Annotated in this window: 21 protein-coding genes; 8 read left to right on the top strand and 13 right to left on the bottom strand. The window is 64.3% G+C overall.

The window, feature by feature from the left end; genetic code table 11:
- Window positions 1-198: 198 nt before the first annotated feature.
- The 3 genes from ROSMUC_RS07450 to ROSMUC_RS07460 all read right to left on the bottom strand — a co-directional run bounded on the left by ROSMUC_RS07450 (window position 199) and on the right by ROSMUC_RS07460 (window position 3,814).
- Window positions 199-1,428, bottom strand: a complete 1,230-nt coding sequence (locus ROSMUC_RS07450; protein WP_037271260.1) for a sigma-54-dependent transcriptional regulator — start codon at window positions 1,426-1,428, stop codon at window positions 199-201.
- Window positions 1,425-3,194: a sensor histidine kinase gene (locus tag ROSMUC_RS07455; protein ID WP_037271262.1), complete on the bottom strand. Its 1,770-nt coding sequence runs from the start codon at window positions 3,192-3,194 to the stop codon at window positions 1,425-1,427. The genes ROSMUC_RS07450 and ROSMUC_RS07455 overlap by 4 nt, the downstream gene beginning before the upstream one ends.
- Before the next feature lie 65 nt (window positions 3,195-3,259).
- Window positions 3,260-3,814, bottom strand: coding sequence for a YqgE/AlgH family protein (locus ROSMUC_RS07460; protein ID WP_037271959.1), 555 nt, complete (start codon window positions 3,812-3,814; stop codon window positions 3,260-3,262).
- Between the two features lie 156 nt (window positions 3,815-3,970).
- Here ROSMUC_RS07460 and ROSMUC_RS07465 point away from each other — a divergent pair, with 156 nt between their 5' ends.
- Window positions 3,971-4,783, top strand: a complete 813-nt coding sequence (locus tag ROSMUC_RS07465; RefSeq protein WP_037271961.1) for a protein-disulfide reductase DsbD domain-containing protein — start codon at window positions 3,971-3,973, stop codon at window positions 4,781-4,783.
- A gap of 175 nt (window positions 4,784-4,958) precedes the next feature.
- Here the strand turns inward: ROSMUC_RS07465 and ROSMUC_RS07470 are convergent, their stop codons facing one another.
- The 3 genes from ROSMUC_RS07470 to ROSMUC_RS07480 all read right to left on the bottom strand — a co-directional run bounded on the left by ROSMUC_RS07470 (window position 4,959) and on the right by ROSMUC_RS07480 (window position 6,838).
- A complete protein-coding gene (locus ROSMUC_RS07470; protein WP_037271265.1) occupies window positions 4,959-5,789 on the bottom strand; it encodes an arginyltransferase in 831 nt (276 codons plus the stop codon).
- 75 nt (window positions 5,790-5,864) lie between these two features.
- Window positions 5,865-6,314: an RDD family protein gene (locus ROSMUC_RS07475; RefSeq protein ID WP_037271268.1), complete on the bottom strand. Its 450-nt coding sequence runs from the start codon at window positions 6,312-6,314 to the stop codon at window positions 5,865-5,867.
- 56 nt (window positions 6,315-6,370) lie between these two features.
- Window positions 6,371-6,838, bottom strand: a complete 468-nt coding sequence (locus ROSMUC_RS07480) for a YbaK/EbsC family protein (RefSeq protein WP_037271963.1) — start codon at window positions 6,836-6,838, stop codon at window positions 6,371-6,373.
- Window positions 6,839-6,916: 78 nt separating this feature from the next.
- Between ROSMUC_RS07480 and ROSMUC_RS07485 the strand changes: the two genes are divergently transcribed.
- From ROSMUC_RS07485 to ROSMUC_RS07505, 5 genes are all read left to right on the top strand, one after another.
- Window positions 6,917-9,703, top strand: a complete 2,787-nt coding sequence (locus ROSMUC_RS07485) for a bifunctional [glutamate--ammonia ligase]-adenylyl-L-tyrosine phosphorylase/[glutamate--ammonia-ligase] adenylyltransferase (protein WP_037271271.1) — start codon at window positions 6,917-6,919, stop codon at window positions 9,701-9,703.
- Between the two features lie 3 nt (window positions 9,704-9,706).
- Window positions 9,707-9,991 (top strand): hypothetical protein, encoded by a 285-nt coding sequence (locus tag ROSMUC_RS07490; protein WP_037271274.1) that lies wholly within the window; start codon window positions 9,707-9,709, stop codon window positions 9,989-9,991.
- Between the two features lie 136 nt (window positions 9,992-10,127).
- The gene (locus ROSMUC_RS07495) at window positions 10,128-10,757 is read left to right on the top strand and encodes a DUF6778 family protein (RefSeq protein WP_245875139.1); all 630 of its coding nucleotides are present in this window, start codon (window positions 10,128-10,130) and stop codon (window positions 10,755-10,757) included.
- 43 nt (window positions 10,758-10,800) lie between these two features.
- Complete coding sequence (locus ROSMUC_RS07500) at window positions 10,801-11,997, top strand: RSP_2647 family RNA methyltransferase (protein WP_037271280.1); 1,197 nt, start codon at window positions 10,801-10,803, stop codon at window positions 11,995-11,997.
- The gene (locus ROSMUC_RS07505; RefSeq protein ID WP_037271283.1) at window positions 11,994-12,536 is read left to right on the top strand and encodes an RSP_2648 family PIN domain-containing protein; all 543 of its coding nucleotides are present in this window, start codon (window positions 11,994-11,996) and stop codon (window positions 12,534-12,536) included. The genes ROSMUC_RS07500 and ROSMUC_RS07505 overlap by 4 nt, the downstream gene beginning before the upstream one ends.
- Window positions 12,537-12,547: 11 nt before the next feature.
- On the opposite strand, the gene ROSMUC_RS07510 is transcribed toward ROSMUC_RS07505, so the two are convergent.
- From ROSMUC_RS07510 to ROSMUC_RS07520, 4 genes are all read right to left on the bottom strand, one after another.
- A complete protein-coding gene (locus ROSMUC_RS07510; protein ID WP_037271286.1) occupies window positions 12,548-13,732 on the bottom strand; it encodes a vWA domain-containing protein in 1,185 nt (394 codons plus the stop codon).
- Window positions 13,733-13,738: 6 nt separating this feature from the next.
- A complete protein-coding gene (locus tag ROSMUC_RS20985) occupies window positions 13,739-13,906 on the bottom strand; it encodes a hypothetical protein (RefSeq protein ID WP_037271288.1) in 168 nt (55 codons plus the stop codon).
- A 3-nt stretch (window positions 13,907-13,909) separates the two neighbouring features.
- Window positions 13,910-15,283 (bottom strand): DUF2927 domain-containing protein, encoded by a 1,374-nt coding sequence (locus tag ROSMUC_RS07515; RefSeq protein WP_037271291.1) that lies wholly within the window; start codon window positions 15,281-15,283, stop codon window positions 13,910-13,912.
- 278 nt (window positions 15,284-15,561) lie between these two features.
- Window positions 15,562-16,401: an AAA family ATPase gene (locus tag ROSMUC_RS07520; RefSeq protein ID WP_037271293.1), complete on the bottom strand. Its 840-nt coding sequence runs from the start codon at window positions 16,399-16,401 to the stop codon at window positions 15,562-15,564.
- A 158-nt stretch (window positions 16,402-16,559) separates the two neighbouring features.
- Between ROSMUC_RS07520 and dksA the strand changes: the two genes are divergently transcribed.
- On the top strand, window positions 16,560-17,015 hold the full coding sequence (gene dksA, locus ROSMUC_RS07525; protein WP_245875140.1) for an RNA polymerase-binding protein DksA: 456 nt from the start codon (window positions 16,560-16,562) through the stop codon (window positions 17,013-17,015).
- 82 nt (window positions 17,016-17,097) lie between these two features.
- Entirely contained in the window at window positions 17,098-18,270 is a 1,173-nt protein-coding gene (locus tag ROSMUC_RS07530; protein ID WP_037271295.1) for an FAD-dependent monooxygenase, read from the top strand.
- 26 nt (window positions 18,271-18,296) lie between these two features.
- Here the strand turns inward: ROSMUC_RS07530 and ROSMUC_RS07535 are convergent, their stop codons facing one another.
- The 3 genes from ROSMUC_RS07535 to infC form a co-directional block, all read right to left on the bottom strand.
- Complete coding sequence (locus ROSMUC_RS07535; protein ID WP_037271297.1) at window positions 18,297-18,920, bottom strand: J domain-containing protein; 624 nt, start codon at window positions 18,918-18,920, stop codon at window positions 18,297-18,299.
- Window positions 18,921-19,056: 136 nt separating this feature from the next.
- Entirely contained in the window at window positions 19,057-19,383 is a 327-nt protein-coding gene (locus ROSMUC_RS07540; protein ID WP_037271298.1) for a DUF4177 domain-containing protein, read from the bottom strand.
- A gap of 117 nt (window positions 19,384-19,500) precedes the next feature.
- Window positions 19,501-20,046 (bottom strand): translation initiation factor IF-3, encoded by a 546-nt coding sequence (gene infC / locus ROSMUC_RS07545; protein WP_075571719.1) that lies wholly within the window; start codon window positions 20,044-20,046, stop codon window positions 19,501-19,503.
- Window positions 20,047-20,180 lie beyond the last annotated feature (134 nt).

Here is a 20,180-nt window from a genome sequence, read left to right on the forward strand (position 1 = left end):
GCAGTCAAAGTGAGAGAAAGCGGCGTTCCGCTCAAGACTTTGTGCAAGTCTTTGGCGTGATGCCTGATTTGTGACGGGTTTACAGAGGGTTGCGCGGCATATTTGGGGTAGCGGGTTTGCGCCTGCTGCATGGCTTGTGCGAAATCCCGCACGGGCTTTGGCGGGCTTGTGCGGAAATTCGCACAAATTGGCGTGCGCCTAGCGGCGGTAATCCTCGGGGCGAATCCCGTAGCGGGCGAGCTTGTCGTAGAAGGTCTTGCGCGGGAGTTTGAGCGCCTCGGCGGCCTGTGCCGCGCGTCCGTTCTGCCGCCCCAGGGCCGCGATCAGGAGCGAGCGCTCGACCCGCGCCATCTGTTCTGCGAGCCCAAGTTCGGCCGCTTCGGCGGCGCTGTCGGGCATCCCCAGCACGAAGCGCATGGCCGCCGACATGAGCGAGCGGGCATTGCCCGGCCAATCCTGCGCCATCAGGGCGGCGAGATGGTCGGGGCCAATCTCGGGCGCGGAGAGACCGGCCTGTTCGGCGGCCTGTGCGACATAGTGGCGAAAGAGGACGGGGATATCCTCGGGGCGTTCCGAGAGGGCGGGAATGCGCACGCGCATGACTTCGAGCCGGTAGTAGAGATCGGCGTTGAAGCGGCCCGCGCGCGCCGCCTCTTCGAGATCGGCGGTGCTGCCTGCTATGAGGCGGGTTTCAGAGCCGGATTCGATGCGGTCGAGAAGCGCGTATTGGCTGTCCATCGGCAGGGCCGGGATTTCATCGAGAAAGAGCGTACCGCCACGCGCGGCATAGAGCGCTGCGTCCAGCGCCGGAGGATCGAGCCGGGCGGCGGCGCGTTTTACGAATGGGCCACTGGCGCGGGGCGACATCAGGTGAATGACCTCGGCCACCTTGGATACGCCTGCACCGGGGGGGCCGATCACCAGCGTTTCGGTGCCCGCGCGGGCCGCCTGGCGGACGGTCTGGCGCATGTCCTCGGCCACGCGTGAGGTGCCAAAGAGCATCCGCGCCGCCGGATCGCCGGTCTCGAGCTGGGCCTTGAGGCGGCGGTTTTCGAGCACCAGCGCGCGGTTCTTGAGGGCGCGATCGAGGACCGGGATCAGGGCATCGGGCGCGCAGGGCTTTTCGAGGAAGTCAAAGGCCCCTTGGCCCATCGCCTTGACCGCCATGGGAATATCGCCTTCGCCGGTGAGCAGGATAACGGGCAATTCCTCGTCAAGTGCGCGGGTATGGGCCAGAAGGTGAAAGCCGTCACGTCCCGGCATGCGGATGTCCGACAGGATCACACCTGCGAAATCGCGGGCGATATGATCCTTGGCCTCGATGAACGAGCCAGCGGCGCGCACGGTATACTCGGCCAGTTCCAGCGTCTGGCTGAGCGCCTCGCGCACGGGTCTGTCATCATCGACCACGAGGACATTGCGGATCATGCGGCACCTTTTTCCTGAGCGTCGGGGTCCGGCCATGGTTCCAGCGCCACGGTGAATTCCGCCCCGGTGCCGGTGTTGCGGCCGGTGATCTGGCCGCCAAAGCTCTGGACCAGACCGTAGGAGATCGAGAGGCCAAGGCCCATGCCGTCGCCGTCGCCCACAAGTTTGGTGGAATAGAAAGGATCGAAAATCTTTTCGGGTTCCTGAATGCCGGGGCCGGTGTCGCGCAGGCAAAGGGTGACAGGGGCACCGGGGGTGAGGGTGATCGAGAGGCGCTTGTCGGCGCTCTTGGCCATAGCATCGGCGGCATTGGTGATAAGATTGACCATGACCTGTCCCAGCCGCACCTCGCCGCCGCGCACCCAGACGGGGGCGGCGGGCGGTTGCCAGTCGAGGGTGATGGCATCGTTGCCAAGGCGCGCGCTGGTCATCTCGAGCGCCGTGTCGATCACGCGGACCATATCGACCCGGCCCATCGGTTCGTTTTCATTGCGCACGAAGGCGCGCAGGTTGCGGATGATGCGGCTCATGCGGTGGGCCATCTCGTCAATGCGGCTGAGGTTCTCGGCGGCGCGCTCAGGCTCGCCGCGCTGAAGAAAGGCGCCGCCATTGGCGGCGAATTGGCGAATCGCCATCAATGGCTGATTGAGTTCGTGGCTGATGCCGGCGCTCATCTTGCGAAGCGCGCTGAGTTTGCCCGCCTGCACGAGTTCGGCCTGTGCGCGCTTGAGCGCGGCCTCGGCCTCTTTGCGGTCGCGAATTTCGTGGCGGAGTGCAAGGTTGGTGCGGGTGAGGGTGGCGGTGCGGTCGGCGACGCGGCTCTCGAGCAGGGCATTGGCGCGCGCCAGCGTGCGGCGACGTTCCTGGGCGAGAAAGAGCAGCGTGCCGAAGAAGAGCAGCACGCCTGCCACAGCCCCCGCCTGAAGCCCCGCGATGCGGCGGGCGGGGGCCACGTTGACCAGCGCTGCGCCGGTCATGCCGATGCGCGGCAAGCTCTGACTGATTTGCAGCGCGCGGCGGGGCAGGTAGGGGCCAAGGTCAATCTGCCAGATGTCATGCCCGGCTGTCTGGCTGAGGCCAAAGGGGATGGGCGTACCGCCCGGCGGAATGAGCACTGTGTCTTGCGGCACCTTGCGCCAGCCGAGGAGTTCGGAGCGGTTTGAGAGAAAGACGCGCCCCTGATCATCCATCAGAAACACCGCCGTTTGCAGTCCGCGCCAGCCGAATTCGACCGCTTCGGCATCGGCAATGGCGATGAGCGCGCCGCGCACCTTGCCATCGGGGCCAAAGGAGGGCGCAGCAAATTGAAAGCGCCGTTCGGAGGCGTCGGCGCTCATGCTGTGACCGGTGCCAAGCGCGCCGTCCATGGCGCGCAGAAACGGGGCGGAATTGACCAGGCCCTCGGGCAGGCGCGCGCCGGTGCCTGCGAGCAGGTTGCCGCGCCGGTCGACGTAATAGAGCCCCGTCGCGCCGGTGCGGTCGGCGGAGGCGGTCAAAAGCCGGCGGGCCGCGGAATCCTGATGCCGGGTGTCGGGGCGATTGAGGGCGGTCAAGGTGGGATGGTCGGCCAGCGCCACCGCCTGATCGCGGTAGCGTTGCAGATCCGACACAAGGCCGCCCAGCACCAGCGCCATATCGGCGCTGCCGCGGCGTTCGAGATCCGAAAGCGCAGCGCGGTAGCCATAGTGCCAGAGCGCGCCGGTGATCAGCCCCACGGCCAGCACAAAGGGGGCGATGATCACGAGAAGGGGAGACCTGGGCAACATGGTGTCAATCTATCAGCGCGCCCGCGCCCTTGGCCAGTGGCAATGGGCTTGGGGCGATGGGCCGATCAGGCGCGACCAGCATCCGAGGACAGCATGAGCGGCGAGATGCCAAGGCAGGTCAGCGCCGCCTCCCATTTGGCGGAATTGGCCGTGTCGAACACGAGGGATATATCGGCATTACAGGTGAGCCAGCCGTTTTGTGCCAATTCGGATTCGAGCTGTCCCGGCCCCCATCCCGCATAGCCAAGCGCCAGAAGCGCGCGGTCCGGGCCGCTGCCGCGCGCCAGGTCCTCTAGAATGTCGAGCGTGGCAGTCATGGCGAAGTCGTCGTTCACCTCAAGCGATGTGAGGGTGGATTGATAGCCCCGGTCATGCAAAACGAATCCGCGCCCATGTTCGACCGGGCCGCCGAAATGCACCGGTAGATTGCGGGTTTGGCCGGTTGGTGCAATCGAGAGTTGTTCCAGCAGGTCGCGCAGCCGAAGATCGCTGGTCGGCTTGTTGATGATCAGCCCCATCGCGCCATCGGGCGAATGGGCGCAGAGCAGCACGACCGAATGGGCAAAGCGCGGATCCCCCATGCCGGGCATGGCGATGAGCAATTTGCCTGTCAGATCCATATCTTGAGTGGTTTGGGTCACGGGTGGTCCCTGTGCTGTTCTCCTTTGAAAATGGGGGGAGCAGGCCGAGGGTGCAAGCAATCTCTTCATCCTTTGGCAAGAATTCTCGCCGGATTGTGAGTTGGCATTCGGCGCGGAATGGCCCATGTCAGCGGCATGATACAGGTTTTGCGCACGATTTTTCTGGCCGCTCTTTCGGTTCTGGTGCCCGTTTCGGGCGCGCGGGCGCAAGAAGATATGGTCGCGGTCAGCATCGTCAACGGCTGGCAGATGGCCGATGGCAGCCATGTGGCGGCGTTGAAATTCGTGCTGGCGGACGGGTGGAAAACCTATTGGCGCGCGCCGGGCGAGGCGGGGATTCCGCCACAGTTCGATTGGCGCGGATCGCGCAATCTGGCACGGGCCGAGATCGAATGGCCGACGCCGAAACAGACCATGACCAATGGCATGCGCACCATCGGTTATGAGCATGTGCTGGTCCTGCCGCTGCGTCTGACCCCCGAGCGTGCAGGCCAGCCGATCACGCTGAGCGTCGATATGGAAATCGGGGTATGCAGCGATATCTGCGTGCCGGTGTCACTGACGGTGACGCAGCCGTTGGATGGCGGGCAACGGCGGCCTGATCCACAGATTGCCGCCGCCTTGGCTGCGCGCCCATATAACCAAACGGAGGCCGGTGTGGGACGGGTGGCGTGCAAGGTGTCGCCCATCGAGGGCGGCGGCGTGCATCTGGTGGCTGAGGTCGATGTCGCGGCGATGGGATCGCAGGAGATGGTTGTGGTCGAGACTGGCAATCCCGCGCTCTGGGTCACGCAAGCCAAGAGCGCGCGACAGGGCAACCGTCTGCGTGCCGAAGCCGAGATCTTTCATGCCGAGGGGCGGGGCTTCATGCTTGATCGTGGGGGCCTGCGGCTGACCATCCTGAGCACCGGCGATGCGGTCGATATCCGGGGCTGTCCGGCGGGGTAGCGCGGGATACAGGCGGGTGAGGGGCCGGACGTATCTGTCAGGCAGACCCGCGCAGGCATATAAGAGTCTACGTTGCTCCTGATTGGGGTCACATCGGCCCAAGGCCCGGCTCGGTCTTGGCGAGGTCCCGGGTCGAGCCCGGGACGGGTGTGTTTCAGATGGGACGCAACAGGCGCTAGACCGAGCGGGCGCGCAGCGGTCGGCCATCGGGCAGCGAGATATTGGCCACCTGTTCGGAAATTGGATCGTTCACGAGGGGGTGCGCCTGAGTGCGAAAATCCTCGGGGTTGCGCATTTTCTGCCAGCGGTTGCCAACATAGACCTCGAGCCCGGAAAATCCGGCCTTGTAACCCATCTTGGGGCTGCCGGGCACCCAGTAGCCCAGATAAACATAAGGCAGGTCGTTTTCGCGGGCGATGTCGATGTGGTCGAGAATCACATAGGTGCCGAGCGATGCGCTTGTGTGGTCGGGATCGTAAAAGGAATAGACCATGCTGACCCCGTCATCGAGGATATCGGTGAGGCAGACAGCGATCAGCGCGCCGGTATCGGTGTCGGTATATTCCACGACGCGGGTGCGGATGGGCGTTTCCTCGACCATGGCGGCGAATTCGAACGTGTCCATATCGGCCATGCCGCCGGTCGCGTGGCGGCTTTCGAGATAGCGGCGAAAGAGGCTGTATTGTTCCTCGGTGGCCCAAGGCGAGGTGGCGCGGCGCTTGAGGCCTGCGTTGCGGCGGATCGTGCGGCGTTGGCTCTTGGAGGCGGCGAACTCGGCCACGTTGATGCGGGCCGAAAGACAGGCGGCGCAATCGGCGCAGGAGGGGCGGTAGAGCACGTTTTGCGAGCGGCGAAACCCCTGTTTCGACAGCCCGTCATTGAGGCGTTGCGCGCCTTCGCCCTGAAGCGCGGTAAAAAGCTTACGCTCCATCCGGCCCGGCAGATAAGGGCAGGGTTGCGGCGCCGTCACGTAGAACTGGGGCGCGATGGGAAGGGTATGCCGCATGGGTGATCCGTTGACTGTCTTAGCGGGACGATAACAACGATAAAGCGCCCCGCCAAGGGGGTTGTCACGGGGGCGTTACATGGCGGCGCGGCGGTTGATCGCAACGCAGCCCAGCACCCGGTCGGTGAGGCCCTGCGCACGGTCGCCCGTGAGCATGAGCACGATCGAGATGACCTGAAGGATCGGGATGGTCAGAGAAACGGTAAAGCCCAGCGTGTGCAGGAAGGCCTGAGACAGATCAAAGCGCGCGCCATTCGCATCGCGGAATTCGATGGCCGCAAGCCGCATGCCCCAGGTGGCCGAGCCGTTCGCAAGGGTCACGACCCGGTAGGCAAACCCCACCACGGTCATCAGGATGGGAAAGAAGAAAATCCCGGTGAAGGCGGTCAAGGGCACGATGAGAAGGCTGAGGCCGATGATCACGACCGTATCGACGACAAAGGCCAGAAGCCGCTTGAGCGGCACATCGGCATAGAACTCCGGCTGGGTGGCGGGATTGGGCAGTTGCCAGCTTGTGTCGGTCATGGTCTTTGTCCTTGTTGCGCCCTCAAGGTTGGGGGCGCGGGCGGGCTTTGCAAGGGTCAGGCGGTGAATTCCGCAAGGGTGGCCCCGGAAATCTCCAAGAGGCGTGCAGGATCAATGCCGAAGAGATGCCGGGGCGTGCCAGCGGCGGCCCAGACCGTCGGAAAGGTCAGAAGGTGCGGATCGAAGAAGGCGCGCGGCGGGGTGAGATGGCCCAAAGGGGCGACGCCGCCGATGGCAAAGCCGGTCTGCGCGCGGATGAGGGTGGCATCGGCCTTGCCCAGCGGTTCGCCCGCCAGCGCCGAGGCGCGGGCGTCATCGACACGGTTTGCGCCGGAGGTGACAAAGAGCAGGGCCGCGCCGCTGGTCTCGCCGCGAAACATGATGGATTTGGCGATTTGCGCGATGGTGCAGCCCACGAGGTCGGCCGCCATTTGCGCCGTGGTGGCATCCCCGATCTCTTGTGGGGTGATGTCGAGCCCCGCCGTTTGCAGGGCCAAGGTCACACGTCTGAGGCTCTTGCTCATGATCTTCTCCGATTTTTTCACAGTATTTCAGGCGCGTGGGGCATTGACCAGCCTCGCGCGGCTTGTATCACTCGGGACATGAATTTTCTTGATCGCCTCACCCGCTTGCCGCGCGCCTTTGATCCAGCCGAGGGAGAGGAGGCGCGTGCTGTCTTGCCCGGTCTTGACCCCAAGCTGTCGGATCTGCTGGCGGGGGCGGCAGGGTGCAGCCCGTTTCTGAAATCGTTGATCCTGCAAGAGGCGGCGTGGCTGGTGGGGGCGTTTGACGATCCCGAGGCGGCCTTGGCCGATCTCGTCGAGGCGTTGAAGGAGACCCCGGCCGAGCGTCTGGGCTCCGCGCTGCGCGAGGGCAAGCGGCGCGTGGCGTTGATCACCGGGCTGGCCGATCTGGGCGGTGTCTGGCCGCTGGAAGAGGTTACGGGGCATCTGACGGAGTTTGCCGATCTGGCCTGTGATCTGGCGCTGAAAGCGGCGCTGGCGGCAGAGATCAAGCGCGGCAAGCTGCCGGGGATGACCGAGGCGGATATTGCCACGGGGGCCGGCATGGTGGTGCTGGCCATGGGCAAGATGGGCGCGCATGAGCTGAATTACAGCTCTGACATCGACCTTATCTGCCTCTTTGACGAAACGCGGCTGGCGCGGGAGGATTTCCACGAGGCGCGCGCCGCCTATGTGCGGGCCACGCGCAAGATGTCGGCGATGCTGAATGACCGCACCGCCGAGGGCTATGTGTTTCGCACTGATCTTCGGTTGCGCCCGGATTCGGGGGTGACGCCCGTCTGTATGGCGATGGCCGCCGCCGAGACCTATTACGAGAGCCTCGGGCGCACATGGGAACGCGCGGCCTATATCAAGGCGCGGCCCTGCGCGGGGGACATCGCGGCGGGAGAGCGGTTCTTGGGCACGCTCAAGCCCTTTGTCTGGCGCAAGCATCTGGATTTTGCCGCTATCGAGGACGCCCACAACATGCGGCTCGCCATTCGCGAGCACAAGGGTCTGGGCGGCGCGCTCTGCCTTGAGGGGCACAACATGAAGCTGGGGCGCGGAGGCATCCGCGAGATCGAGTTCTTTACCCAGACCCGGCAGTTGATCGCGGGCGGGCGCGATGCCGATCTGCGGGTGCGCGGCACGGTCGCGGGGCTGGCACGGCTGGCGGAAAAGGGATGGGTGCCGCCGTCGGCTGCCGAGACCTTGACCGGGAATTACCGGTTTCACCGCGAGGTCGAACACCGAGTGCAGATGTTGCGCGATGCGCAGACGCATTTGCTGCCCAATTCGGTAGAGGAGTTTGACCGGCTGGCGGCCTTCATGGGGCGTGACACGGGCGATTTGCGCGCCGAGATCAAAGCGCGGCTGACCGAGGTGCATGATCTGATCGAAGGGTTTTTCCGCCCCGAGGAAGCCCCTGCGACACCAGAGGAGGCAGAGGCGCTGAATGGCGATGTGATTGCCCGCTGGCCGAGTTACCCGGCGCTGCGGTCGGATCGGGCGGTGCAGATTTTCAAGCGGCTGAAGCCGGATATTCTGGGGCGGCTCGCGCGCACGGCGCATCCCAACGAGGCGCTTGTGGCCTTTGACGGGTTTCTGGCGGGTTTGCCTGCCGGGGTGCAGGTGTTCTCGCTCTTCGAGGCCAATCCGCAGTTGATCGACCTTTTGGTCGATATTGTCGGCACGGCCCCTGCATTGGCGGCGCATCTGTCGCGCAATGCCGGGGTGTTTGACGCGGTGATCGCGGGGGATTTCTTTGCCGATTGGCCGGGGCAGGCGGCGCTTGAGGCGGATCTCGTGGCGCGGATGGCGGCGGAGACCGATTATGAGCGCGCGCTCGATGCCGCGCGGCGCTGGCGCAAGGAGTGGCATTTCCGGATCGGGGTGCATCATCTGCGCGGGCTGACCGGGGCGGACCGGGCGGCAGCGCAGTACGCCGATCTGGCAGGCGCTGCGATTGCGGGCGTCTGGCCGATGGTTGTGGCGCAATTCGCCGAAAAACATGGTGCGCCGCCGGGACGCGGTGCTGTGGTGCTGGGGATGGGATCGCTGGGGGCCGGGCGGCTAAATGCCGGGTCGGATCTTGACCTCATTGTGATCTATGACGCGGGCGAGGCTGAAAGCTCGGATGGGCGCAGGCCCTTGGCCGCGCGGCCCTATTATGCGCGCCTCACGCAGGCGATGATCACGGCGCTGACGGCACCTATGGCCGAAGGGCGGCTCTACGAGGTGGATATGCGGCTGCGCCCCTCGGGCAATCAGGGGCCGGTCGCGACAAGCTGGCCGAGTTTCCAGAGCTATCAGCAGGAGGAGGCCTGGACCTGGGAGCATCTGGCGCTGACGCGGGCACGGGTGATCACCGGCGAGGCCGAGTTGGCGCAGGATGTGGAGGCGTTTCGCGAGCGGTTGATTGCCGAGAAGGGCGCGTCCGAGGCGGTGCTGGAGGCGGTGGCCGAGATGCGCGCGCGGGTGGCGAGCGCCAAGGCGCCTGCCGGGCCATGGGATGCCAAGCTGGGACCCGGGCGGCTCTTGGAATTGGAGCTGGTGGCGCAGGCGGGCAATCTGATGGCGGGGCAAGCGACGCGTGATGTGACCTCCGGCTTTGCCGGTGGTGTCGCAATCGGCTGGCTGAATGACGGGGATGGCGCAGCGCTCAGCGCCGCTTATGCGCTTTGCTGGCGGGTGCAGATGGTGGCGCGGTTGATCAGTGACAAGCCGCTCGAGCCCGAGCGCATGGGTGAAGGCGGTGCCGCTTTTTTGCTGCGCGAGACCGAGCAGGAGGGGCTGGCGATGTTGCAAGAGCGGCTGGAAACACTGTGCCACCGCGCGGCGCAGGTGATGGATGCGGCGCTGATGCGCCTGCCCAAGGGACGGTGAGACATGGCGCGTGATCCGATGGACCCCAAGGGGTTGATCTACGAATCCTACCGGATCGAGGGAATTACCGAGCCGGAGTGCCGGTCGGTGTTCCTTGATTGGGCGCTGTCGCTGCCGGTGGGACAAGAGGTGCAGAGCGCGATTGCCGAGATGGTCGCGCGCTATGATCGTGATCACGCCGATCACCCGATGACCCGCGTCTTGCGGGAGGGGCTGGTCAGTGCCGCCCCGGCGCGCAGACGGGGGGGATGGCGATCCCGCCCCCGCGAGAGTGGGGATCAAGGCTGATCTTGCGTGTTCTTGCAGGGCAAGTTTCGCGTCTTGGTGGTGTTTGACACGGTAAAACACCGAGTTTGTCTAAAATGCGCCCTAATTCGGCGTCATCCATAGGTTGCGAAAAGACACACAGCCCATGGAGGAAGACATGAGCTATTTGAGACTCATCGCCGCGGCGATGTTGGGACTGGGTCTATCGGCCTGTGGCAGCGTGGATACGGCAACCCGAAATGCCCCGCTGGAGGGGCCCGCCCTGCAGGCGGCGGCAGTGCCATTGGATATTCAGCAAATTCGGGTCACTGTGCCCAAGTCGCTCAAGGTATCGGAGGCCAACAGCTATTACCCCATGGGTGATATCGTCTGGCGCGAGGACGCGCCGGGGGATCGCCATGCGCAGGTCAAGGCGATTTTCGAGACGGCGCTGGCGCGTGGTGTCGGTGGTGGCGTGCCGGGCGGGATGCCTGCGGTGCTCGATGTCCAAGTGACGCGGTTTCACGCGCTGAGCGAGAAGGCGCGTTATACCATTGGCGGCATGCATACGATCCAGTTCACCGTGACCCTGCGCAACCCCGAGACGGGCGTGCCTTATGGCCCTGCGAAGCCGGTCAAAGCCAGTTTCAAGGCCTATGGCGGGCAGACGGCGATTGCTGCGGAACAGCGCGGCGAAACCCAGAAGGTGCGGATTACCGATCATCTGGCCAAGGTCATTCGGGGCGAATTGGGGCTGCCTGCGCGCGCGCCGACCGATCTGGTCGCGGCGTTGAGCGTGACCGAGTAAATCTGATCTTTTCCATGGGCTGCAATCGGCGTAAGGGGGCGGTATGACACCGCCCCCTTATCCTGTGATCCGCCTCCGCCCGAATGTCGAGCCGCGCGCCATCCGTCATGGTGCGCCTTGGGTATTCGATAATGAAATCGTGACCGATCGGCGCACCAAGGCGCTGGCGGCGGGCACAATTGCCCTACTAGAGGATGCCGACCGCGCGCCTCTGGGGTTGGTCGCGGTCAACATGGCGTCAAAGATCATGGCCCGGATGATGGAGCGCGATGTGAGCGTGGCCATCGACCGCGCCTGGCTGGTGGCGCGTCTGACCCGTGCCCATGAGATGCGCGCGCGGTTGCATGACGCGCCCTATTACCGGCTGGTGCATGCCGAGGCGGATGGGTTGCCCGGTGTGGTGATCGACCGCTTTGACGATATTGCCGTCATTCAGCCAAACGCGGCTTGGGCTGAGGCGATGCTAGACGATCTGGTATCGGCGGTCCAAGAGGTGACAGGCGTCGGAACCGTGCTCAAGAACGCCGGGGGCCGGGCACGGGGGCTAGAAGGGCTTGACGATCAGAGCGCGGTTCTGGCGGGGGCGGCGCCCGAGGGGCCGTTGCCGGTGCCGATGAACGGGGCCATTTACATGGCCGATCTTCTGGGCGGGCAAAAGACGGGTTTGTTCTATGACCAACGCCCCAATCACGCCTTTGCGGCAAGGTTGGCGCAGGGCGCGCGGGTACTTGATGTGTTCAGCCATGTCGGCGGGTTTTCTCTGGCTGCTCTGGCGGCGGGAGCAAAGCATGCGTTGGCGGTGGATGGATCGGAACCGGCGTTGAGCCTTGCGGCGCAGGGCGCGGCACGCATGGGGCTGACCGAGCGATTCGAGACGCGGCGCGGCGATGCCTTTGACGTGATGGAGGCGCTAGCCGCCGAGGGCGCGCAATTCGATGTGGTGATCTGCGATCCGCCTGCCTTTGCACCCAGCAAGCAAGCGATGGAAAAGGGGCTGCGCGCCTATGAGCGGGTGGCGCGGTTGGCGGCACCCTTGGTGGCACCGGGTGGGTATCTGGGGCTGTGTTCCTGTTCGCATGCGGCGGATCTCAGCAAGTTTCGGTCGGCCTGCACGCGCGGGATCGGGCGCGCTGGGCGGTCGGGGCCGCTCATCCACACCGGATTTGCCGGGCCGGATCATCCGTTGCATCCCAATCTGGCGGAATCGGGGTATCTCAAGGCGCTGTTCTATCGGCTATGAAGGTGCTGCTGGATACCTGCGTGATCTATCCCACGGTGATGCGGGAGATGATTCTGGGGGTCGCGGCCGGTGGCGCGTTCGAGCCGCTCTGGTCGGAGCGCATCCTGGCTGAATGGCTGCGCGCGGTGGTCAAGCTGGGGCCGGGGGCCGAGGCGCAGGCGTCGGGCGAGGCGGCGCTGATGGCGGCGCGCTGGCCGCGTGCGCGTGTGAGCTATCCGCCTTCTCTGGAGGCGCGGCTGTGGCTGCCTGATTCGGCGGACCGGCATGTTCTGGCGGCGGCGATTGCGGGGTCTGCGGATGGGATCCTCACCCTGAACGCCCGCGATTTTCCGCGTCATACCCTGGCCGAGGAGGGGGTGTGGCGGGCGGATCCCGATGGCTTTCTGCAGGGCATATGGCAGGCGCAACCGGCGCTGGTGGCAAAGGTGGCCGAGGAGGTGCTGGAGAAGGCGCGGGCGCTATCGACAGGCGATTGGGAACTGCGCGCACTGTTGAAAAAGGCCAAGTTACCGCGTCTGGCCAAGGCGCTTGCGGCCTGATCCAAGCGGCGTTAGCGGACCAAGCTGCGCATACCCTGATCGAGCCCTTCGAGGGTCATGGGGACCATGCGATCCTCGAAAATCTCGCGGATCATGGCGATGGACTGGGTATAGTCCCATTCGGCGCGCGGCACTGGGTTGATCCAGAGATGATCCGGCCATTGGCTGCGCGCGCGGGAGAGCCAGACCTGCCCTGCTTCGGCGTTCCAATGTTCATTGGCCCCGCCGGGATAGGCGATTTCATAGGGCGACATACTGGCATCGCCCACGAAGATGCATTTGTAATCCGGGCCATAGGTGCGCAGAACGTCCTGCGTCGGGGTTTGCGCGTTCCAGCGGCGGGTATTGTCGCGCCACACGCCCTCATAAAGGCAGTTGTGGAAGTAGTAATATTCGAGGTGCTTGAATTCAGCGCGGGCGGCGCTGAACAGCTCTTCGACCACCTTGATATGCGGGTCCATTGAGCCGCCGACATCGAGAAAGAGCAGCACCTTGACCGCATTGCGCCGCTCTGGCCGGGTCTGCACGTCGAGATATCCGTGTTCGGCGGTGGCGCGGATGGTACCGTCGAGATCGAGTTCCTCGGCGGCCCCGTCGCGCGCCCATTTGCGCAGGCGTTTGAGCGCCACCTTGATGTTGCGGGTGCCCAGTTCGACCGAATCGTCGAGATTGCGGAATTCGCGCTTGTCCCAGACCTTGACGGCGCGGCGGTGGCGGCTTTGGTCCTGACCGATGCGCACGCCTTCGGGGTTGTAGCCATAGGCCCCAAAGGGCGAGGTGCCCGCCGTGCCGATCCATTTCGAGCCGCCCTGATGGCGGCCCTGCTGCTCTTTGAGGCGCTCGCGCAGGGTTTCCATCAGCTTGTCGAACCCGCCGAGCGCCTCGATTTCGGCGCGCTCTTCGGGCGTCAGATGCTTTTCGGCCAGTTTTTGCAGCCATTCGGCGGGCAGGTCGACGGCATCGAGCACATCCTGGGCGGTGATTGCCTCGAGCCCGGAAAAGCTGGTGGAAAAGGCCTGATCGAAGCGGTCGATATGGCGCTCGTCTTTGACCATGGCGCTGCGGGCGAGGTAATAGAATCCCTCGACATCATAGGTGACAAGGCCGCGCCCCATCGCCTCGAGAAAGGTCAGGTATTCGCGCAAGGAGACCGGCAGTCCCGCGCGTCTGAGGTTCTCGAAGAACGGCAGAAACATCGCGGATCAGAGCGCGTTGCGGTGGATGATCAGCGTTGCAAAGAGGCCGACAAGGGCGAAGATCAGCGCGTAGACAAAGGCATATTGCAGAATATCCGCCAGCTTGCCCTTGCGCCGCCGTGCCAGGAGCGCGCCGGTGAGCGCGCCCAATAGTGCCCCGATGATTACGATCATGCCTTACCCGTTCGGTCCTTTGAGCGGGCTGAGCGCGCCAACTTCGCGCAGTTTGGCACGCACGGCCCAATCCGCGCCGTACCCGTAACGTGCCCAGCCCAGACTGTCCAGCCTGACGGCCTGCGCCTCGGAGACGCGGCCCGAAAGATCGAGCGCCTCGGCGCGCAGCATCATCAGCGTGGCCAAGAGGGCAGCATTTTCGGCGCGTTCGGCGGTGGCCAGATGCGGACCGATGAGCATGAGCGCATCCTCGCCGCGACCCTGCGCGATGGCATAGGCGGCCAGTTGTGCTGCGGCAAAGGCGCGGTGCAGTTCGGTGCCGGGGTTGGCCTCGTAGAAGCGTTCGGCGAGGACGAATTGTTCCTGTGCGAAATCGGGATCTGAGGCCTGGGTGATGCGGCCAAGCGCAAAATGGCTGAAGGCGCGGCGATGATCGCTCCAGCCCACGGCCTGTGCGATGCGCACCGCGTCTGCGGCGGCGGCGCGCCGCTCTAACGGGCGGGCACCCGGCCCGAGCGCGGTCTGAACGGCGTCGATCCAGGCCCGAGGGGTGGACCCGGCAAAGCGGGGGGCAAGCCCATCCCCGGCGGGGTTGAGGCGCGACAGGATGGCGGGCAGGCGCTCTTCCACCTCGCGGCGGGTCATGCCGGCGCGCAGTTCGGGGGCGTAGAACACCTTGAGCACCAGCATATCGAATCCGGTCAGCACGGCATGCACATTGTCGTCGTTAAAGACGCTGTCCGAGAGGCGGTAGAGATCGTTGAGAGGCCCGAGCGCCTGCGCCAATTCCTCGTGCAGGCAATCGCGCACCTCTTGCGGGCTGGTGTCATTGGGCACGAAAATGGCGATCTTCTCGCGTTGGCGAAGCTGGCTCCAATCCGTCGCGCGGGAATTGCGGGCGGCGCGGTATTGCGACAGGCGCGAGATATTGGGCACAACGAAACAGGCGGCCTTGGGCAGGGCGCGCTGGATGGCGTCGCGGCTGACAGCCTCGATGGTGATGTTGGCGGGGCCGTCCGAGACGCGGGTGATGTTGATCCCCGCCTCGGTTTGCAGCCGGTGCAGCAGGCGGTTGAGGTCCGAGATAAGGGTGATCGGCGGCTCGCCGGTCACGCGCAGGGTAATCGGCCCCTCGAAGCGCGAGAAATGTTGTAACATGCGACCCGATTCAAGCTGAAAGCCAAGATCGAGGATGTCGCGCTGAATGTCGCGGTTTGAGCGTTGCGGGGGCAGGGGGCGGGGGACCGAAAACGCCTTCATCGGCGGCATGCCCGCCTCTTGCGGCATGGCGGCGCGGGTGGCCGGTTCGTGATAGCTATAATTGCCGGGCACACAGGCCCCCAGCATCAGGCAGATTGGAAGGATGACACGACGCATAAGACCCCCGTAACCTAAATCTAAACCAAGGAGCCCGCCGCCGCTGTGGCGCGGGTCCAGTCGCCGACGGGGGCGGGCCGGGGGCGCACAAGACCCATCGGCCCTGCGCAGCGTATCCCTGCCACGGCCTTTGCCGGGTCGGGGGTAGAATTAATTTTCATCCTGTCCCGCGTAAGGAGCATTTGCGGCAAAATTGTGGCAAATGCATCTTAGCACGGAACAGGGCGCATGCCATGGTTGAAATACGTTTTAAAACAATGGCATAAGTCTTGGTTAATTTATCTCTGACGGCGCGCCATGAAGGCGAGACGCTCAAAGAGGTGCACATCCTGCTCGTTCTTGAGCAAGGCACCATGCAGTTTCGGCAGGGCATCGGCCCCGTCGCGGCGCAGATCCTCGGGGGTCAGATCCTCGGCCAGGATCAATTTGAGCCAGTCCAGCACCTCTGAGGTGGAGGGCTTTTTCTTGAGGCCGGGTTGTTCGCGGATATCGAAGAACTGGGTGAGAGCGGTCGAAAGGAGCGCGTCCTTGATGCCCGGATGATGCACCTCGACGATACGCCGCAGGGTTTCGGGGTCGGGAAAGCGGATGTAGTGAAAGAAGCAGCGGCGCAGAAAGGCGTCGGGCAGTTCCTTTTCGTTATTCGAGGTGATGATGATGACGGGGCGGTGGCGCGCGCGAATGGTCTCGCCGGTTTCGTAGACATAGAATTCCATGCGGTCGAGTTCTTGCAGCAAATCGTTGGGAAACTCGATGTCGGCCTTGTCGATCTCGTCTATCAGCAGCACGACCTTTTCCTCGGACGCGAACGCCTCCCACAGCTTGCCGCGTTTGATGTAATTGGCCACGTCATGCACCCGCGCCTCGCCCAACTGGCTGTCGCGCAGACGGCTGACGGCATCGTATTCATAGAGGCCCTGTTGGGCCTTTGTTGTGGATTTGATGTTCCATTCAATGAGGCGCAGCCCGAGCGCACCCGCCACCTGCCGGGCCAGTTCGGTTTTGCCGGTGCCCGGTTCGCCCTTGACCAGAAGGGGGCGTTCCAGCGTGACGGCGGCATTGACGGCGACGGTCAGGTCTTCGGTGGCGACATAGGCCTCGGTGCCTTGGAATTTCATCGGTTTTTCAATCCTGTCAGGGGTCAGCGGCGCTGTGTTCGCGGGCAACCTAGACCGTTCGACAATTCACATCAATGCCGCGTGATTGGCTAGTGACAATCCCGGAAGTGCCGTGTAGATCACCGCGCATGGGGCGCCGACTGTCTGAGGAGTTCATTATGCCAGACACTGGCCTTGATGAGGGGATCGAGATGAAAGCGGAAGTGTTTCTGCCCGAAGACTACCAACCTGCCGAGGATGAGCCGTTCATGAACGAGCGGCAGCTGGAGTATTTCCGGCGCAAGCTGATTGCCTGGCGGCTGGAGTTGCTGGAGGGCAGCCGGGAGACGATTGAAGGATTGCAGGATGGCACGCGGGCGATTCCCGACGTGGCCGACCGGGCAAGCGAAGAGACCGACCGCGCGCTGGAGTTGCGCACGCGCGACCGTCAGCGCAAGCTGGTGGGAAAGATCGACGCCGCCCTGCGGCGCATTGAGGATGGCGAATTCGGCTATTGCGAAATGACCGGCGAGCCGATCAGCCTCAAGCGGCTGGATGCACGGCCCATTGCGACCATGACGCTGGAGGCGCAGGAGCGCCACGAGCGGCGTGAAAAGGTGCATCGCGACGATTGAGGTCGCGGCCCAAGACTGAAATTTACACGACAGCGCGCGCCGGGACTTTCCTCCCGGCGCGTTTCGTATCAAGAGGGGTGCCATGACACTGGATGGGCTGAACATCGCGGTCATCGGGGCCGGAATTGGCGGGCTGGCTGTGGCGCGCGCGCTCTGTCTGCGCGGTGCGGATGTGACGCTGTTGGAGCAGGCCCCCGAGATTTCCGAAGTGGGCGCGGGGTTGCAGATCAGCCCCAATGGCTTTGCCGTGCTGCGCGCGCTTGGGCTGGCAGACGCGCTGGCGGCGCGGTCGGTGCAGGCCCAAGCCGTCAGCCTGCGCGACTACCGGCGCGGTGAGGTGCTGCGTCTGGACCTCTCTGGTTTGCAGGACCGCGACTATCATTTCATCCACCGGGCGGACCTGATCGAGGTGCTGGCCGAGGGCGCGCGCGATGCGGGCGTCAAGCTGCGCCTGATGCAGAAGGTGAGCGCGGTCGAGAGCGGCGCGCGCCCTTGTGTGCGGATGGCCAATGACTCGCGGTTTGATGCGGATCTCGTGATCGGGGCGGATGGGTTGCATTCGGTGGTGCGGCGCACGCTCAACGGCACGCTGGCACCGTTCTTTACCCGGCAGGTGGCCTGGCGGGCGGTGGTGCCCAATCTCTGGGCGCGTGGCCCCGAGGCGCAGGTCCATATGGGGCCGATGCGCCATGTGGTAAGCTACCCGTTGCGCGGCGGGGCGCTGCTCAATCTGGTGGCGGTGCAGGAGCGCGCCGCCTGGACCGAGGAAAGCTGGAGCCAGAGAGATGATCCGCTGGCGCTGCGCGCGGCCTTTGGCGATTTCGGGCCGGAGGTGCAGGCGATGCTGTCTGCGGTCGAGGAGGTGCATCTCTGGGGGCTCTTCCGGCATCCGGTGGCGCGCGTCTGGCAGCGCGACGGTCTCGCGCTCTTGGGGGATGCGGCGCACCCAACCTTGCCCTTCATGGCGCAGGGGGCGTCGATGGCGCTGGAGGATGCCTGGGTGCTGGTCGATGCGCTGAGCGCTGCAGGTGACCTTGCCGAGGGGCTGGTGGCCTATCAGGGGCGGCGCGAGGCGCGGGTGCGGCGGGTGGTCGAGGCGGCCAATCGCAATGCGTGGAAATACCACCTGAGTTTTCCGCCGCTTCGCTGGGCGGCGCATGGTGTGCTGCGGGCTGGGGGGGCGTTGGCCCCGGACCGGATGCTGCGGCAGTTTGATTGGCTCTATGGCCATGACGTGACGCGACAGGCGGGGTAAGGGCGGCTGCCCCCGCTTTGGCACGCTTATTTGAAGTTGCGGCTTTCCTTGATCTGCTCCCAGGCCCAGACGACCTGTTGCAGTTGTTCTTCCTGGCTGCGGTCGCCGCCGTTGATGTCAGGGTGCAGCACCTTGATCAGCGATTTATACGCCTTGCGCAATTCGGCCTTGGTCCAGGTGTCCTCGGCCTCGAGAATTTCGATGGCGCGGCGTTCGGTGGGGGGAAGTTTGCGGGTGCCGCCCTTTTTCTTGCCGGGGTTCTGGGTGGCGTTGACGCCCAGTACCTGATGCGGGTCCTCGATGCCCAGACGTGCCCAGGCGCGTGCCTCGGGGTCAGTGATGCGGCGGGTTTCACGCTCCCACACCTTATCCTTGGACATTTGCGCGTTCAATTCGGCCTCGGTGGTGCCGTCAAAGAAATTCCATTTCAGGTTATAGTCGCGCACATGCTGCTGGCAGAACCAGAAGTAATCGTCGAGCACATCGGGGGCCTTGGGCGCGCGGAATTTGCCCGCCTCTTCGCAGCCTTCGTGATCGCAGACGCGGGTCGATGTTTCGGAGGCGCCCGACATGCCCCTCCGACCACGCGGATTCTTCTTCTTGGCCGAGGAGACGGACATATCGAAACCGAAGGGATCTGATTTGGACATGGGGCTAACCTTTGCGAGTCGGAGACGAGAGTGTATGCCAAAACGCGGGAAATTGAAGGGGCGGGGGGTAAAATATTCCCGGTCGAGACGCGCATTCGGGGCTTGACAGAGGGGCCCTGCGCGCGGCGGGCGTGGGTTAGTCGATCTCGATCATATCGGATGATCGCGGCGGTAGGGGTGCCGCATCGGGGGTTGTATCGGCGGCGGTGGTCTGGTCCGTGCCCGGGACCATGACCTCGCGGCGAAAGACCGCGACAGAGCGATAGACGGTATGAGTGGAGGTCAGACCCTGCCGCTCTTCGCTGGGCAATATATCGGTGCGCAGATATTCCCAACCGGCGCGTGCCATGTCGTTGAGCAAATCCTCGACACCGAGGGCAAAGCGCGCCTCGGGGGTCTTGACGCCGGGAGCCTTGCGGCCACGGGTGGGGGCGGGCAGGACCTTGTATTCGTAAAGGGGCATGGTGGCTCCGGTCTGATGCAGGCGCCATACCTTACGCGACTGGTCCGGGGGCGCAAGCGAAACACGAAACCCCGGACCGATGGTCCGGGGTTGAGTATCGGGGCAGAACGGGAGCCGTTACTTGGGGCCCGGTCCGATCACCATGATCATCTGGCGGCCTTCCATCTTGGGCATGTTCTCGACCCGGCCCACATCCTTGATGTCTTCGGCAATCCGTTCGAGAAGCTGGCGACCCAGATCCTGATGCGCCATTTCGCGGCCACGAAAGCGCAGGGTGATCTTGACCTTGTCACCGCCTTGCAGGAATTTCACCACGCTGCGCATCTTGACGTCGTAGTCATGGGTGTCGGTGCCGGGGCGGAACTTGATTTCCTTGACCTCGATCACCTTCTGCTTTTTACGGGCCTCTGCCTCGCGCTTTTGTTGTTCGTACTTGTACTTGCCGAAATCCATGATCTTGCAGACCGGCGGCGTAGCGCTTGGCGAGATTTCGACCAGATCAAGCCCTGCCTCTTCGGCCATTTCGAGCGCGCGTTGCGGGCTGATGAGCCCCACGTTTTCACCGTCTGCGCCAATCAGGCGAATTTCATCACAGCGAATGCGGTCATTGATACGGGGGCCGGTTTCGCGCGTAGGGGGCGCGTTGTGGGGTCTGCGGGCTATGGCTTTGTTCCTTCGATCGTTGTTAGGGTAGGTTTAATTCGACGCTGCAAGGTAAACGCGGCGCGGCGCGCTTTCAAGCTGCAAATCGGCCGATCTGAGCCGAAAGCTGGTCAATTCCCCCTTGCGCCTTTCCT

The organism is Roseovarius mucosus DSM 17069, assembly GCF_000768555.3.
Lineage (GTDB): Bacteria > Pseudomonadota > Alphaproteobacteria > Rhodobacterales > Rhodobacteraceae > Roseovarius > Roseovarius mucosus.

What these genes read in the sequence shown, in the direction of transcription:
- ROSMUC_RS07450 (WP_037271260.1), bottom strand. Translation starts at nt 1,428, where the DNA reads ATGATCCGCAATGTCCTCGTGGTCGATGATGACAGACCCGTGCGCGAG.
- ROSMUC_RS07455 (WP_037271262.1), bottom strand. Translation starts at nt 3,194, where the DNA reads ATGTTGCCCAGGTCTCCCCTTCTCGTGATCATCGCCCCCTTTGTGCTG.
- ROSMUC_RS07460 (WP_037271959.1), bottom strand. Translation starts at nt 3,814, where the DNA reads ATGGATCTGACAGGCAAATTGCTCATCGCCATGCCCGGCATGGGGGAT.
- ROSMUC_RS07465 (WP_037271961.1), top strand. Translation starts at nt 3,971, where the DNA reads ATGATACAGGTTTTGCGCACGATTTTTCTGGCCGCTCTTTCGGTTCTG.
- ROSMUC_RS07470 (WP_037271265.1), bottom strand. Translation starts at nt 5,789, where the DNA reads ATGCGGCATACCCTTCCCATCGCGCCCCAGTTCTACGTGACGGCGCCG.
- ROSMUC_RS07475 (WP_037271268.1), bottom strand. Translation starts at nt 6,314, where the DNA reads ATGACCGACACAAGCTGGCAACTGCCCAATCCCGCCACCCAGCCGGAG.
- ROSMUC_RS07480 (WP_037271963.1), bottom strand. Translation starts at nt 6,838, where the DNA reads ATGAGCAAGAGCCTCAGACGTGTGACCTTGGCCCTGCAAACGGCGGGG.
- ROSMUC_RS07485 (WP_037271271.1), top strand. Translation starts at nt 6,917, where the DNA reads ATGAATTTTCTTGATCGCCTCACCCGCTTGCCGCGCGCCTTTGATCCA.
- ROSMUC_RS07490 (WP_037271274.1), top strand. Translation starts at nt 9,707, where the DNA reads ATGGCGCGTGATCCGATGGACCCCAAGGGGTTGATCTACGAATCCTAC.
- ROSMUC_RS07495 (WP_245875139.1), top strand. Translation starts at nt 10,128, where the DNA reads ATGAGCTATTTGAGACTCATCGCCGCGGCGATGTTGGGACTGGGTCTA.
- ROSMUC_RS07500 (WP_037271280.1), top strand. Translation starts at nt 10,801, where the DNA reads ATGACACCGCCCCCTTATCCTGTGATCCGCCTCCGCCCGAATGTCGAG.
- ROSMUC_RS07505 (WP_037271283.1), top strand. Translation starts at nt 11,994, where the DNA reads ATGAAGGTGCTGCTGGATACCTGCGTGATCTATCCCACGGTGATGCGG.
- ROSMUC_RS07510 (WP_037271286.1), bottom strand. Translation starts at nt 13,732, where the DNA reads ATGTTTCTGCCGTTCTTCGAGAACCTCAGACGCGCGGGACTGCCGGTC.
- ROSMUC_RS20985 (WP_037271288.1), bottom strand. Translation starts at nt 13,906, where the DNA reads ATGATCGTAATCATCGGGGCACTATTGGGCGCGCTCACCGGCGCGCTC.
- ROSMUC_RS07515 (WP_037271291.1), bottom strand. Translation starts at nt 15,283, where the DNA reads ATGCGTCGTGTCATCCTTCCAATCTGCCTGATGCTGGGGGCCTGTGTG.
- ROSMUC_RS07520 (WP_037271293.1), bottom strand. Translation starts at nt 16,401, where the DNA reads ATGAAATTCCAAGGCACCGAGGCCTATGTCGCCACCGAAGACCTGACC.
- dksA (WP_245875140.1), top strand. Translation starts at nt 16,560, where the DNA reads ATGCCAGACACTGGCCTTGATGAGGGGATCGAGATGAAAGCGGAAGTG.
- ROSMUC_RS07530 (WP_037271295.1), top strand. Translation starts at nt 17,098, where the DNA reads ATGACACTGGATGGGCTGAACATCGCGGTCATCGGGGCCGGAATTGGC.
- ROSMUC_RS07535 (WP_037271297.1), bottom strand. Translation starts at nt 18,920, where the DNA reads ATGTCCAAATCAGATCCCTTCGGTTTCGATATGTCCGTCTCCTCGGCC.
- ROSMUC_RS07540 (WP_037271298.1), bottom strand. Translation starts at nt 19,383, where the DNA reads ATGCCCCTTTACGAATACAAGGTCCTGCCCGCCCCCACCCGTGGCCGC.